Source organism: Exiguobacterium sp. s83, assembly GCF_018617095.1.
Lineage (GTDB): Bacteria > Bacillota > Bacilli > Exiguobacteriales > Exiguobacteriaceae > Exiguobacterium > Exiguobacterium profundum.
On the sequence record NZ_JACSJP010000001.1, the window covers coordinates 1,415,231 to 1,430,699 of the forward strand.

At 51.4% G+C, this 15,469-nt stretch carries 12 protein-coding genes; 2 read left to right on the top strand and 10 right to left on the bottom strand.

Annotated features, from left to right (window positions below):
- Positions 1–378: 378 nt before the first annotated feature.
- Positions 379–1,086, top strand: a complete 708-nt coding sequence (locus KNO73_RS07290) for an MIP/aquaporin family protein (RefSeq protein WP_047795079.1) — start codon at positions 379–381, stop codon at positions 1,084–1,086.
- A 28-nt stretch (positions 1,087–1,114) separates the two neighbouring features.
- Complete coding sequence (glpK, locus tag KNO73_RS07295; protein WP_078147317.1) at positions 1,115–2,632, top strand: glycerol kinase GlpK; 1,518 nt, start codon at positions 1,115–1,117, stop codon at positions 2,630–2,632.
- 65 nt (positions 2,633–2,697) lie between these two features.
- Here the strand turns inward: glpK and KNO73_RS07300 are convergent, their stop codons facing one another.
- The 10 genes from KNO73_RS07300 to secA form a co-directional block, all read right to left on the bottom strand.
- Positions 2,698–3,852: a PDZ domain-containing protein gene (locus KNO73_RS07300; protein ID WP_240499842.1), complete on the bottom strand. Its 1,155-nt coding sequence runs from the start codon at positions 3,850–3,852 to the stop codon at positions 2,698–2,700.
- Between the two features lie 28 nt (positions 3,853–3,880).
- A complete protein-coding gene (locus KNO73_RS07305) occupies positions 3,881–5,284 on the bottom strand; it encodes a S41 family peptidase (RefSeq protein WP_214683868.1) in 1,404 nt (467 codons plus the stop codon).
- 101 nt (positions 5,285–5,385) lie between these two features.
- Positions 5,386–6,711, bottom strand: a complete 1,326-nt coding sequence (locus KNO73_RS07310) for a murein hydrolase activator EnvC family protein (protein WP_214683866.1) — start codon at positions 6,709–6,711, stop codon at positions 5,386–5,388.
- A 23-nt stretch (positions 6,712–6,734) separates the two neighbouring features.
- Entirely contained in the window at positions 6,735–7,637 is a 903-nt protein-coding gene (gene ftsX / locus KNO73_RS07315) for a permease-like cell division protein FtsX (RefSeq protein WP_031422854.1), read from the bottom strand.
- The gene (gene ftsE / locus KNO73_RS07320; RefSeq protein WP_078147321.1) at positions 7,627–8,313 is read right to left on the bottom strand and encodes a cell division ATP-binding protein FtsE; all 687 of its coding nucleotides are present in this window, start codon (positions 8,311–8,313) and stop codon (positions 7,627–7,629) included. Before ftsE ends, ftsX begins: the two co-directional genes overlap by 11 nt.
- Before the next feature lie 353 nt (positions 8,314–8,666).
- Entirely contained in the window at positions 8,667–10,274 is a 1,608-nt protein-coding gene (locus tag KNO73_RS07325) for a BCCT family transporter (protein ID WP_214683865.1), read from the bottom strand.
- 112 nt (positions 10,275–10,386) lie between these two features.
- A complete protein-coding gene (cccB, locus tag KNO73_RS07330; RefSeq protein ID WP_031422851.1) occupies positions 10,387–10,722 on the bottom strand; it encodes a cytochrome c551 in 336 nt (111 codons plus the stop codon).
- 108 nt (positions 10,723–10,830) lie between these two features.
- Positions 10,831–11,688: a YitT family protein gene (locus tag KNO73_RS07335; RefSeq protein WP_031422849.1), complete on the bottom strand. Its 858-nt coding sequence runs from the start codon at positions 11,686–11,688 to the stop codon at positions 10,831–10,833.
- A 61-nt stretch (positions 11,689–11,749) separates the two neighbouring features.
- A complete protein-coding gene (prfB, locus tag KNO73_RS07340) occupies positions 11,750–12,850 on the bottom strand; it encodes a peptide chain release factor 2 (protein WP_078147323.1) in 1,101 nt (366 codons plus the stop codon).
- A 54-nt stretch (positions 12,851–12,904) separates the two neighbouring features.
- Entirely contained in the window at positions 12,905–15,427 is a 2,523-nt protein-coding gene (gene secA / locus KNO73_RS07345) for a preprotein translocase subunit SecA (protein WP_215112246.1), read from the bottom strand.
- Between the last annotated feature and the right edge of the window lie 42 nt (positions 15,428–15,469).

Consider the following 15,469-nt stretch of genomic DNA (forward strand, 5'->3'; position numbering starts at 1 on the left):
AATTCATTTTATTTCTTTTTTTCATTCAATCCATTGTTCATTTCTTTTTCCTTTACTGTCTCAAAAGAAACATCTTGTTCCATCCAAATCATCACATCAAGATTTCAACAGAATCACTTTTGTGGCATAAAGCATTGCACTTTTCAGATTGGACTATGTCCCTAGTAAATTGGAATGCTTGAAATATCCGAAAAAACCATCCACTTCGTGAACGTTTCGCTCTGCTTCTTAATTCTTTTGCGAAGTTTACAGCTGTAAATGTGAACATTTGTAGGAAAAAAGTAGGATTTTTAAAAAACACTGTTTTAAAACGCTTACATTTTGGGCATATAATGAAGTGGTAAGTCAAATTGCATAAGGGAGAAAGGGGAGTATCACATGTCAGCATTTGTCAGTGAAATTATTGGTACGATGCTATTGATTCTGCTCGGTAACGGTGTCGTCGCCGGCGTCGTCCTCCGCCATTCCAAAGCGGAAAACTCTGGCTGGATTGTCATCACAATGGGTTGGGGTCTTGCCGTTATGGTCGGGGTCTACGCAGCCGGAATTTACGGAGGCGCTCACATCAACCCTGCCGTCACGATTGGTCTCGCGACAGCAGGCGAATTCCCATGGGCTGATGTCCCACTTTATATCCTCGCTCAGTTTATTGGAGCCATCATCGGGGCATGTTTGGTTTATGTCCACTACAAGCCGCACTATGATGCGACAGACGATCCTGGTTTAAAACTGGCGACGTTCTCGACAGCTCCAGGTATTCGAAGCACGCCGTACAACTTGATTGGTGAGATTATCGGAACATTCGTCCTTGTCTTTGCATTGTTGTCATTCGGGGCAAACACATTCGCAGACGGACTCAATCCACTCATCGTTGGTTTCTTGATTGTATCGATTGGTCTTTCGCTCGGTGGTACGACGGGATATGCGATCAACCCGGCACGTGACCTTGGGCCACGTATCGCACACGCATTCCTTCCAATTAAAGGAAAAGGATCTTCAGATTGGGGTTATTCATGGATCCCGGTCGTCGGTCCGATTATCGGTGCGATTATTGCCGCACTCATCTACGGTATTCTCGTCCCTTAACACATAATTTTGAAGGAGGAAATCACATATGGCGAAAGAAAAACGTTATATTTTAGCATTGGACCAAGGAACGACAAGTTCACGAGCAATCATCTTTGATCATGATGGAAAAATTGTCACAGTCGCACAGCGCGAATTCAAACAATACTTCCCGAAACCAGGCTGGGTCGAGCACAACGCCAATGAGATTTGGGGGTCTGTCCTCGCCGTTATGGCGGAAGCGTTCGGTTCTGCTGATATCGACCCGAATGAGATTGCCGGAATCGGGATCACGAACCAACGTGAAACAGCTGTCGTTTGGGAGAAGGAAACAGGACGCCCTGTCTATAACGCCGTCGTCTGGCAATCCCGTCAAACCGCCGACATCTGTGAAGAGCTGAAAGCAGCCGGTCATTCCGATATGGTCCGCGACAAAACAGGTCTCCTCATCGATGCCTACTTCTCAGGAACGAAAGTCAAATGGATTCTTGACAACGTCGAGGGTGCACGTGAAAAAGCTGAGAACGGCGAACTCCTCTTCGGGACAATCGACACGTGGCTCATCTGGAAACTCTCTGGTGGAAAAGCACACGTAACCGATTATTCGAACGCATCGCGTACACTCATGTACAACATCTACGAGCAGAAGTGGGATGACGAGTTACTCGACATCTTGACAGTGCCAAAATCAATGCTTCCTGAAGTCAAACCGTCAAGTGAAGTCTATGCGAACACGATTCCATACCACTTCTTCGGATTCGAAGTCCCGATTGCCGGAGCTGCAGGTGACCAACAGGCCGCCTTGTTCGGACAAACTTGCTTCGAAAAAGGTGAGGCGAAAAACACGTATGGAACAGGTTGTTTCATGCTCATGAACACGGGAGAAGAAGCCGTCAAATCTGATCACGGTCTCTTGACGACAATCGCTTGGGGCTATAACGGGAAAGTAGAATACGCGCTCGAAGGTTCGATCTTCGTCGCCGGTTCTGCAATCCAGTGGCTCCGTGACGGATTACGAATGTTGAAATCAGCGAAAGACTCGGAACAGTATGCGACACGGATCGAATCAACTGACGGTGTCTACGTCGTTCCTGCCTTCGTCGGTCTCGGTGCCCCGTACTGGAACTCTGACGTCCGTGGTGCCATCTTCGGTCTCACGCGTGGGACAGAGAAAGAACAGATGGTCCGGGCGACAATCGAGTCACTCGCTTACCAGACACGTGACGTCCTCACGTCGATGGAAAATGACTCAGGCATCAACTTGAAGACGCTCCGCGTCGATGGTGGAGCCGTCAGCAACAACTTCCTCATGCAGTTCCAATCGGACATTCTCAACGTCCCGGTCGAACGTCCTGAAGTGAGTGAAACGACTGCACTCGGTGCCGCCTACTTGGCGGGTCTCGCCGTTGGATTCTGGAAAGACCAAGCCGAAGTCAAAGACCAGTGGAAACTCGATAAGAAGTTCGATCCGAACATGGACGAGTCTCACCGTGAAGCCCTATACAAAGGATGGCAACACGCTGTCGAAGCCACAATGGCATTCAAACCTTCAAAACTTGATGTATAAGACGAAAGGGCATCCTTGCAGGTGCCCTTTTTGTATGCAAAAAAGAGTACCCATGACGGATACTCTTACAGTTTACGTAAGCGAACTCTCGGGCTCGTTGGTTCCCCGACGAACAAAATCCCGAGCTCATGTGGATCGGTCTCATACATCGCCCGTTGAACGAATCGGATGTCTCCGTTCAGATTCAACACTTCCAGCTTGATGTATGGCTTATGTTGCTGGAGCGCCTCATAAAAACTGTGCCCTCCGGTGATGACCGTCCCGTTGACTTTATAGATCGATTCACCCGGGATGAGCTGCATCGCCTCTCCAGGCGAGTTCGGTAGCGTGTCGACGATGACCGCCCCACGGTTTCCGTTGATGAAGACGGGTGTCGTTCCCCGATTCTCGCGTTTGATCCATTGTAAGCCGAGCTCATAGAGGACGAATAGCGTCAATACTACATAGTCGACATATGGAATCTCAAACGCATATGAGAGGCCGAATAGACCGAGAGCGATCAAAGCGAGTACGGCACGATAATTGCTCAGTCGTGCGAGAAGCGTTCCTGGTAGGGCGCCGGTCGACAATAAACTGACCCCGATGGGAATCGGAAGAATGATGGGCACCATCGGCCAGTCGAGACCGAACATCGGTGGCACGAAGACGACGAGCGGGAAAAACCAAATCCGTTTGACGACATGCCCTCCGATAAACTGCCCCCGTTTCGACAAGATCAAGGTCGGGGATGTCTCTTTTGGTCCGTTCCAGCGCAAGAGAATCGCTTCAGCAAGGGTGACGAGGCCGAATGTGAGCGCATAGACCGTCCAATCGACCTGAGCGAGTGCTGCTACCCAATCACGAAGCACCCCATATGCGACAACATCGCGTAACAAGACGACCCCAAACAACACGAGAAGAGGCAGCACCGGATTAAAGAATCGCGGATGCATCGTCAAGACGACGAGCGTATAGAGAATCGTGAACGAGACGGCCCACTCAAACGTGATGGTCGTCTCGAGTAAAATCGTCACGGCCGATGAGAGGACCGCTAACAGAAGACTCGGCCAGATGAAATGTCTCCATTCCGACTTCGGTGAGCGACGTCTCGAACGGAACATGGCCCGTTCTCGCTTGACCCGTGTCAGCGATATGTATGTAAGGGCGACAAGTGTCACCCAAAACAGCGGACTACCTAACAACGTCAATAAAGCCGTAACACCCATTCGTACAACTTCCACGCGGTCCAACCCTTTCTTTCATACAACGTTATTTTGCGGCTTCTTCAAGCGCACGATTCAATTGGGCGTCATTCGCCTCATCTTGAATCGCTTCGAGCAACTTCGCTTCGAGTGCAGAGGCTGTCTCTTCATCGACAGTTCCAGAAGCCTCGAGACCATTGTCTGTCTGGAATGCTTTCACGGCGTTCGCCATCGTGTCCCCGTAATATCCCGGCTGACCGCCTGGCTCATAGCCGATTCCAGTTAAAATTTTATGCAAGTTCGAGACGGCGTCACCGTAATCTCCGACTTGGAGCGACTCTTCTTCTGTCAGGACACGGGTCACGTTGAAGAAGTCCGGTTGCTCCACTTCAATGTCCGGCTCGATGCCCTTCTTGTTAATCCAATTTCCGTCCGGTGTGAGCCACTTGCTCGTCGTCAATTTCAAGTTACTGCCGTCCTCTAAGTCGAACGCCGTCTGGACGACACCTTTTCCGAACGTCTTCGTCCCGATGATGGTCGCGCCTGCTCCTTCTTTCATCGCACCAGTCAAAATCTCAGATGCCGAGGCAGAACCCTCATCCGTCAAGACAAACAGGTCATACGGTTTCGCTTCACGAGCGCGACCGTTTTGTGCATCACGGTCACCGTCCGCATTCTCGATTTGGACGACCGGTTTTGAGGTCGGGACGAACCCTTCCGACATCTCGATGACGGCAGGCAAGAGACCTCCCGGATTTCCACGAACATCGATGATCAAGCTATCGATTTCTTCTGACTCGAGTTGCTCGAGTTGTTCGAGGAATTCATCAGCCGTCGGTTCTGAGAATTGGGTGACTTGGAGATACCCAATCTTTTTACCGTCTTTCTCTTTCACTTCAGAGAAGACCGTCTCGATTGGAATCGTGTCACGTGTGATCTCATAATCCGCCGTCTGACTGCCACGGCGAATCGTCAACGTGACGGTCGTCCCTTTTTCGCCTCGAATCAATTGGACGGCTTCCTGTACATCCATCCCTTCGATCGACTCCCCGTCGACCGCTGTGATGATGTCGCCAGGACGAAGTCCCCCCTCTTCAGCCGGAGCGCCTTTGATCGGAGCGACAATTAGGATGTCCTCTCCTTTCTTCTCCAAAGTCGCGCCGATTCCTTCAAAACTCGATTCAATCGAGTCCGTAAATTGTGACGTTTCTTCCGCATCCAAGAAATCCGAATACGGGTCGTTCAGCGCTGCGGTCATCCCGTCGAGCGCACCGGTCAATAAATCGTCTTCTGAGATGTCCTGTAACGAATGTTCTTCAATCAAATTACGTACTTGGTCGACTTTATCCCAGCCTTCCGCATTCGTTTGAATGGGAAGCGATGTGTCTGTAAACGCCATCGTCGCAAGGCCTGCACCGGCCCCAGCCACGAACGTTGTGCCAGCGAGTAGTCCTGCGGTTGAATTTTTCACGGGTTGGTCCCTCATTTCTCTTTGTAAGTCTTTTCATTAGTATAGCAAAAACTAGAGGAAAAGCGGACGCGTTCCACATATTTGGGACGCGTCCGCTTCTGTCAGTATCCAATATACGGGGCTGGGTCAATCGCGTTCGGCTGTCCCGGTGCCCATTTTCCTCGGTGTAACTCAAAATGAAGATGGGGACCGGTCGACCAGCCGGTATTGCCGAGCGTTCCGACCGTCTGTCCCGCCGCCACTTGTTGACCGGCTCCGACTGTGATCGCATTTAAATGGGCATAGACGGTCGTCCAAATCTCACCGTTGATGACATGCGAAACGAAGACGACATTTCCATATCCGGTCGCCGGTGCCGCCTTGATGACGACACCTGGTGCGCTTGACACGATTGGTGTTCCAGACGCATTGACGAGGTCGATGCCCTTGTGAATCTCCGGCACACCTGTCAACGGGTTGTCTCGTGGACCGAACGGACTAGACACATAACCGGACACAGGACGAACGAATCCCGTGGACGTGGACACATTCGTCGGTGTTTCGGTTGGTGCGGTCACTTCTGGTGCCTCCTCGACCTCCGACTCACGGGCTTCCGCTTCTGCTTGTGCTCGCTCTTCAGCGGCACGCGCCTCAGCTTCACGTTTGGCACGTTCCGCCGCCTCTGCGGCTTCTCGTTCGGCAGTCGCAATCGCCTCTAGTTGTTCACTGATGATGCGGTTCTGTTCAGCCATGACCGCCTGCTCTTCACTGCGCGTCATCTTTTCGAGCTCGAGCTGCTCTACTTGTTCGTTCAGTTCAACCAACAGGTCACGTTTCTTCTCGGCCGTCCGGTCAAGGTCTTGCTTGGTGATGACGAGCTCGCGCTCTTTTTGCTTGATGAAAGAGAGCTGGGTACGTTGTGTCGACTCGAGCGACTCCAAACGTTCCATCTCACTCATATAATTATGTATGAGCTCCCGGTCCTGTTCAGCGATCGTGCGGGCCGTCATAGCCCGTGTCACGAAGTCGCCGAAGGAACGGGACTCAAAAATGACTTGTAAATAGGAAGTGTCTTCATGTACTTGCAAAACGCGAAGGCGCTCGTTCACGAGTTCCTTCTGGCTTTCCAAGTATTCTTCCTGAACGGAAAGTTGTTGGCGGGTCGACTCGAGTTCTGCCCGGGCTGTATCGACCTCATGCTGCTGAATGGCGATTTGTTCGCTCAATTCATTCAACCGGTCGTCGACGACGTGTATTTCCGTCTTCACGGCATCACGCTCTGCCTCGGTGATCTCGAGTTCGGCATCCGTCTCGGCCTGCGCTTTTTTCGACTCCTCCAACTCATTGGACAGTTGATCTTGTCGAGCTTTCAACGTGTCTTTCTCTGTCGCCATGACCGGCATGGCAAGTAACGATACACACAACCCTAGCGCAAGCGAACGTTTCATCCGCCAACTCCTCCTTATTTAAGTTAGATTTTCAAGAAACGACCGAGCGATGTCGTCGATCCCCAGATTCCGATGAACGCACCGAGTGCAAGTAAAACAAGCGATACTTGGACTGTTAGCGTCGATGGATCAATCAACTTAAATATATCACTATTCAATTGATCAAGCGATGGTTGTAAAGCACTATATGCAACGTCATATCCGAAATAAATGACAAGAATCGGGACGAGAGCCCCAAGCATTCCAAGGAGCAATCCTTCGATAAAGAACGGCCAGCGGATAAAGCTGTTTTTCGCTCCGACGAGTCGCATGATTTCAATCTCACGGCGACGCGAGAAGATTGTCATTTTAATCGTATTTGAGATCAAGAACATCGCCATCAATGTCAAACCGACAATCAACGCGAGTCCACCGATGCGAATCCCGTTGAAGAAGGCAAACATTTTATCGATGTAGTCTTTTCCGTATTTCACATCGTCCACATTATCGAGTGAACCGACCGATTTGGCCACTTCCTCTAGTTCTGTCGGGTCTTGTGCTTTGACGATATAGCGGGCGTGGAGCGGGTTGTCTTTTTCAACCGTTCCGTATGCAGCCGCATCATCGCCAAGCTGGTCTTGGAACTTCGCTAGCTCATCTTCTTTTGAACTGAACGTGACCGTCGAGACACCCGGCACCTGTTCAATGTTCTCCCCGAGTTTCTCAACCGAGTTCTCATCCGCTGTACGAGTGATGAACACTTGAATCTCGACATCATTTTCGACGTTATCTGAAATTTCATTGATGTTGAACATGACGAGTGCGAATACACCGACAAGTAGCAACGTAATGGTCACGGCACTAATCGCCGCGAACGACATCCATCCATTCCGAAGTGTTCCTTTGAACCCTTCACGCAAATGGCGCAATCCAGTCTTAAATATCATAGCCATATGCTCCTTTCTCTTCATCGCGCACGACTTTCCCGTTCTCAATCGCGATGACGCGGTGACGAATCTTATCGACGATGTCACGGTTGTGTGTCGCCATGACGATTGTCGCTCCGCGGCGGTGAATCTCTTCAAACACTTCCATGATGCCCCATGCTGTTTCCGGGTCTAAGTTCCCTGTCGGCTCATCGGCGATGATCAATTTTGGCTTATTGACGATTGCGCGAGCAATCGAGACACGTTGTTGTTCTCCACCTGATAGTTCGTCGGGATAGTTGCGCGCCTTGTTCTTCAATCCGACAAGGTTCAACACATCCATGACTTGTTTCCGAATCGAAGACGTGTCCGCTCCTACAACTTCTAATGCGAACGCTACGTTCTCATATACCGTAAGTGACGGCAACAATTTGAAGTCTTGGAAGATAACGCCGAGTTGACGGCGTAGCTTCGGTACGTGTCGGTTTTTAATTTTCCCGACATCGAGTCCGTCAATCAATAATTGACCGGCTGTCGGCTTCTCCTCACGATAAATCATCTTCATGAACGTCGACTTTCCGGCACCGGAAGGCCCGACGACATAAAGGAACTCGCCGTCGCGAATCTCTAGATCGAGGTCATCCATGGCGACGACGCCGTTCGGATATACTTTACTGACTTTTTGCATCGAGATCATAACGTATTCCCTACCCTTTTTAAATTATTTTTAAGCATCTATGACGAATTTGAATCGATTATTTTAGTTACTGTATATTTCGCCTAGAGTCTTTTTTACAGGAAACGGCTCCCTCTGTCAAGGTGTCGCTTTTTTATGTTAGCCTGGTCAAAAAATCATCTAGGGCATATGTTGAAGCGACTACAATTATATCAATCCGACTTTTAAAACACCATTACAGGATTGTTTCAGTTCGATTGAGTTCGATGTGAAAATGTCGCGAAGAACCTCACTTTCTTAATCTCCCAGAGAATGTTGAAACCGCACTTCAAAAGGGTGCTCCCTAAGGAACACCCTTCACCAATACGCCACATTTAATCGTGTGGTTTTTCTTTCAATGCATCAAACGGCGACTTTTTCCGTTTCCGATACTTGATATGAATCGTTGAGGATTCATAGTCATCGGAAGCCCGGATATCCCGACTCGATACGCGGACGAATGACCAAGCAAGAAGGAACATGATGAGGATAAGCGGGAATCCACCGACGATACTCGCTGTCTGGAGCGTCTCTAGTCCGCCGAGGAACATGAGCGTGAGCGGCATGATAGCAAGCGCGAACGCCCAAAAGAGACGGTTCCAGACAATCGGCTCATCCTCGACATGTTTTTGCGTGACCGATGCCAAGATGTATGATGATGAATCGAACGTTGTCGCCAAAAAGATAATGGCAAGAAGCGTAAAGACGCCGATGACGACTTTCCCGAAAGGCAATTGGCCGATGATGGCGATGATTGTAGGTGCCGGGCCATTCGCCGCCATGTACCCGACAACATCGAACGTCCCACTTAGATGAAGGTAGAGCCCGTAGTTTCCGAGAATCCCAAAGAACAAGATGCATCCGAGCGTTCCGTACACCATCGTCCCAAAGATCATATTCCGAATCGTACGACCGCGTGAGATACGGGCGACGAACAATCCGACGAATGGTGCATAGACAAGCCACCATGCCCAATAGAACACCGTCCACGATTCCGGGAACCCGGTCGATGTGAAGCCACCGAAGTCACCGAACGGTTCCATCCACGTTGCCATCCGGAAAAAGTTATCCATGACGATTCCGACTCCATTGAACGTCGTCTCCATAATGAATCGAGTCGGACCAAAGATAAGCACGAACGTCAAAATCCCAAGGGCGAGCCAGATGTTCAAGTCACTGAGTACTTTGATGCCACCCTTCAGTCCAATGTAAGAACTGATGGCGAAGATGACCGTACAAATCAACATGATGACGGCCTGCATCCCGAGCGTGACGGGAATCCCTGTCAGTTCGTTGACCCCTTCGGCAATCATCGGGGTACCGAGGGCGAGCGTCGTCCCGGCACCACCTAATAATCCAAAGATAAATAAGATATCAATCAATTTACCGAGGGGTCCATCTGCCCATTTTCCGATAACGGGACGTACCGCTTCACTTACCTTTAAGACGGATTTCTTACGGACGTAAAAGAAATAAGCGATCGGCAGTGCCGGTAACGTATAGATTGCCCAAGCGATCGGTCCCCAGTGGAACATCCCATATGCTGTCGACCATTGAATCGCTTCCGGTGACTCCGGTGTCAGCCCGAACGGCGGACCTTCATAGTAATAGACCCATTCGATGACGGACCAATAGAGGATGCTGGACCCGATGCCGGCAGCAAATAACATCGCCGCCCAAGAGAATGAACTAAATTCGGGTTCTTCATCTTCACGACCTAATTTGATATGACCATTCTTACTGAAGGCAATGAAAATCAAAAATCCGAACGCACCTAAGCCCATTGCTAAGTACAACATGCCGAAGTTAGAGGTCATGTATTCGTTCGCCGCACCGACCCACGCTTTACCGGTCTCTGGGAAGAAGATGAGCGGTAACGTCACCCCTAACAGTAATACAAACGAGCCGATAAAAGTCGGCCAGTCAATCAGTTTCGTCTTCAATCGTCATCACTCCATTTCCACTATGTCTCACGTTACCTTAACAATATTTCCCCAAGCCTTAACACCCAAAACAAAAAAGCATGAGGTGTGTTCCACCTCATGCTGTCGAATCTTATTTTTTCTCAGCGAGCCAAGCGGCGACCGCTGTGATCTCTTCGTCTTTTTCAATGACGTTCGCAGGCATCGCGCCTTGACCGTTTCGAATGACGTTTTCAATCTCTTCTGCCGACAGACGAGCACCGACTTGCTCGAGTGACGGACCACTCATTCCTTCAAGGTTCGCACCATGACATGCCGCACAGTTTTGTGCGTATACCGCTTCCGCGTCAACCGATGCCGTGTTCGAGCCCGAATCCCCGTTGCTCGATGTATCCTCTTCTTCACCGCCGCCACATGCGCCGAGTGTCAGCATGGCGCCGAGGCCGATGGCCATCATCCATTTTTTCATAACCACGTTCCCCTCCTAAGTTGTAGAAATGACCTACATTTACCATTATAGCCGTTAACGTATGTTTTCTAACCTAATCTCACGAAAAGTACACAAAGATTCCACAACTTACGGCACGTTGATGTAACGCTTATCAGACGTAAACCCTTGTCCGAGCACCTCATGTGCCTCACTGAAGACGAGGAACGCCTCTGGGTCGATCCGACGGATGATTTCCTTCAATCGACTCACCTCGCTCTGACGGACGACGATCATGAGCATCGGACGGTCGAGACGTGAATACGCTCCGATCGCTTGGATCTCTGTCGCTCCGCGGTCAAGCTCCTCGAAGACGGCCCGGACGATAAAGTCCCGCTTCTCCGAGATGACGTAAGCCATCTTGTCCTGTGTGAACCCGAGCTGGACGAAGTCGATCATCTTGACCGTGATGAATAACGCGATGAGTGCATAGAGTCCGGTCGTGAACGAGAACGTCAAGGCCGCGGTCAAGACGACCATGCCATCGAGGATGGCGATACAGAGATAGAGCGGGATGTGCGTGAACTTATGTAAGACCTGCGCGATCAAGTCCATCCCCCCTGTCGAGGCGCGCCCCCGGAAGATGAGCCCGAGTCCGACCCCGACGCCGACACCACCGAAGATGGCCGCGAGGAGCGTATCGTCCACGGCCGCACCGGCATCGATCGCCTCATAGAAAAGAATGACACCCGGTAAGAAGATGGAGCCGACGAGCGACTTCACCCCGAAGCCGAGTCCAAGGATGGCCCAACCGATAATCAAAAGTAACACGTTAGCCACGAGCTGGAACGCCCCCGGCGAGATGCCGAACAGCTCATACGTGATGACCGAGATCCCGCTCACCCCGCCTGATGCCAGATTGTTTGGCAACAGAAATAAGCTGAAGGCCGAGGCGACGAACACTGAGCCGGTCAACAAATACAGATAGTCTTTGACGATTTGCTTCATTAAAGAAAGTCTCCTTTACACACAACATGGCCCAAAGACAGGTGTCTTTGAGCCACATGCATCACATATTTGTTTTACGAAGGTAGGCATCGATGAACGGCATGACGTCGCCGTCCATAACGCCACTCGTGTTCCCGACTTCATAGTTCGTCCGGTGGTCTTTGACCATCGAATACGGGTGGAAGACATACGAACGGATTTGGCTACCCCAACCGATGTCCGTCTTTTCCCCACGGATCTCGTCGAGTTTTCGTTGCTGCTCGTCGAGTTCGCGTTGGTACAATTTCGCTTTCAACATCTTCATCGCCGACTCACGGTTCTTGATCTGTGAGCGCTCGGTCTGACACGAAACGACGACGCCCGTCGGCACGTGCGTGATCCGGACGGCAGAGTCCGTCGTGTTGATGTGCTGACCGCCGGCACCTGATGCACGGTACGTGTCGATACGGAGGTCCTCTGTCCGTACTTCGATCTCGATGTCGTCATCGAATTCCGGCATAACGTCACATGACACGAACGACGTGTGTCGACGACCTGACGAATCAAACGGCGAGATACGGACCAAGCGGTGAATCCCTTTCTCTGCCTTCAAGTAGCCGTATGCGTTATGACCGACGATGCGGAGCGTGACCGACTTGACGCCCGCCTCTTCACCCGGGAGGTAATCGACCGTCTCGACTTTCCAGCCTTGTTTGTCAGCGAAACGTTGATACATCCGAAGGAGCATCGATGCCCAGTCCTGTGACTCGGTACCGCCCGCACCTGGGTGCAATTCGAGGATGGCGTTGTTCGCGTCGTATGGTCCGTTCAAGAGGATCTCGAGTTCGAAGTCATCAAACTCCTTCTTGAGCGCTTGAATCGATTCCGCGAGCTCTTCTTGCATCTCGGCGTCCGGCTCTTCCTTGATGAGTTCGAGCGTCACTTCGCCGTCCTCATGTTGATTGGCGAGGTCTTGATACTTGTCGACCATCGCTTTGAGTCCGTTTGACTCATCGATGACTTTTTGTGCCTTCTCCTGGTTGTCCCAGAAGTCAGGATACGTCATCTCGTTCTCGAGCTCGGCGATACGTGCCTCTTTCTCTGTCAAGTTGAGAGACGCTCTGTAATTCTCGAGGCGTTTCGCCATCGCCTCTAGTTCGTTCCGAATATCTGAAATTTCCATAGTGTGATTCACCTTTCCGTAGGAAAGAGGCGAGCGGACCCGCCTCTTCAATAATTAAGCCTGTTGTCTACCGTGACAGTTCTTGAACTTCTTGCCAGAACCGCACCAGCACGGGTCGTTCCGGCCGATGCTGTCTTCTTTCGAACGACGGACCGGTTTCTTCTTGACCGGTGCATCGCTCTTGCCAGAGACGGCGACTTCCTCTTCGACGACTTTCTCGCGGCGGAGGTTGTCCCCGACTTCGGCACGAAGGACGAAGCCTGTCACTTCTTCTGCGATTGCCGCATTCATCGCGTCGAACATGTTGATCCCTTCCGCTTGGTACTCACGAAGCGGGTCGTTCTGTCCGTAAGCGCGGAGGTGAATCCCTTGACGTAACTGATCCATATGGTCGATATGGGACATCCAGTGCGAGTCGACGGCACGGAGCACGATGATCTTCTCGAACTCGTTGAAGCGTTCGGGCGGCGCGAGTTCACGCTTCGCCTCATACTGCTCGTTCACGCGCTCCATGAGGAGTTCGATGATTTCTTCACGTTCTTTGCCGAAGAAGTCTTTGCCTTCGACCGTCTTCTCGAGCGCGAGCGTCTGGTTGGCCCAGTGCGCGAGTTCGTCGATGTTCCATTCTTCCGGTACGAGTTCGATCGGCGTGTATTGTCCGACACCGAGTTCGACCGTCTGCGCCATCATAGAACGGACGATATCCGTGACCGACTCGTTCTCGAGGATGCTCGAGCGGTCCTTATACATGACCTTCCGTTGGTCGGCCATGACGTTGTCGTAACCGAGAAGCTGCTTCCGCGCATCGTAGTTGTTTCCTTCGACACGTTTTTGCGCTGACTCGACCGCTTTCGAGACCATGCGGCTCTCAATCGGTTGCGTGTCATCCATCCCGAGACGCTCCATCATGCTTTGGAGGCTATCCGTTCCGAAGCGACGCATGAGCTCGTCTTCAAGTGACAAGTAGAACTGGGATTTACCCGGGTCCCCTTGACGACCCGCACGACCACGGAGCTGGTTATCGATTCGGCGTGACTCGTGACGCTCTGTCCCGATGATGTAAAGACCACCGAGGTCGATGACACCTTCTCCGAGCTTGATGTCGGTACCACGACCGGCCATGTTCGTCGCAATCGTGACGGAACCTTTTTGACCGGCATTCTCGATGATTTCCGCCTCACGGGCGTGGTTCTTCGCGTTCAAGACATCGTGACGAATCTTCTTCTTCGTCAAGAGTTTGCTCAAGTATTCAGACGTCTCGACGGCGACCGTACCGACGAGGATCGGTTGTCCCGTTGCGTGGACTGCCGAAATTTCTTCGACGACGGATTTGAACTTGCCTTCCATCGATTTGAAGATGAGGTCTGCCTTGTCATCGCGAAGGATCGGTTTGTTCGTCGGAATCGTCACGACCTGCATGTTGTAGATGTTACGGAACTCTTCTTCCTCTGTCTTCGCCGTACCGGTCATCCCGGCAAGCTTCTCGTACATCCGGAAGTAGTTCTGATACGTGATTGTCGCGAGCGTCATCGATTCGCGTTGAATCTCGACGCCTTCTTTCGCCTCGATCGCCTGGTGAAGACCTTCCGAGTAGCGGCGTCCGTCCATGACACGACCCGTGAATTGGTCGATGATCATGACTTGCCCCTCACGTACCATATAGTCGATATCGTGATGCATGACCGCGTTCGCACGAAGGGCGAGCCCGACGTGGTGGTTGACGGCGACGTGCTCGATTGCGAACAGGTTGTCGATGCCGAAGAACTTCTCGGCGAGGTCGACCCCTTGGTCCGTCAAGAGGACCGATTTCGTCTTCACGTCGACCGTATAATCGTCTCCTTCTTTCAACGTACGGACGAACGCATCCGCACGCGTGTAGAGTTCAGTCGACTTTTGAGCCGATCCTGAGATGATGAGCGGAGTACGCGCCTCATCGACGAGGATCGAGTCGACTTCATCGACAATCGTGTAGTAGAGCTCGCGTTGAACACGGTCTTCCTTATAAAGGACCATGTTGTCACGGAGGTAGTCGAACCCGAGCTCGTTGTTCGTCGAGTACGTGATATCACAGTTGTAGGCCGCCTGTTTCTCGACACGGTCCATGTTCGACACGTTGAGGCCGACCGAGAGACCGAGTGCGAAGTAGAGCGGCTCCATGAGTTCTTTATCTCGTTTCGCCAAATATTCGTTGACCGTTACGACGTGTACGCCACGGCCAGTGAGCGCGTTCAAGTAGACAGGAAGTGTCGCGACGAGCGTCTTCCCTTCACCGGTTTTCATTTCGGCGATGTCGCCGTTATGGAGCACATAGCCCCCGATGAGCTGGACACGGTAATGACGCATCCCGAGCACACGCTCCGATGCCTCACGACAGACCGCGAACGCCTCCGGCAAGAGGTCGTCAAGTGTCTCGCCTTTCGCCAGACGTTCCCGGAACTCTTCCGTCTTCGCCTGAAGCTGTTCGTCGGACAATGCTTTGATTGGTTCGGCGAACGACTCGATCAAGTCGGCCGCTTTCTCTGCTTTTTTCAACATTCGTTTCTGTGGAGCAAATAACTCTTTCAAAAAGTTCGCCATACTCATATCTCCTCTGCACTCACTAAAAAATGCATGTTTTTT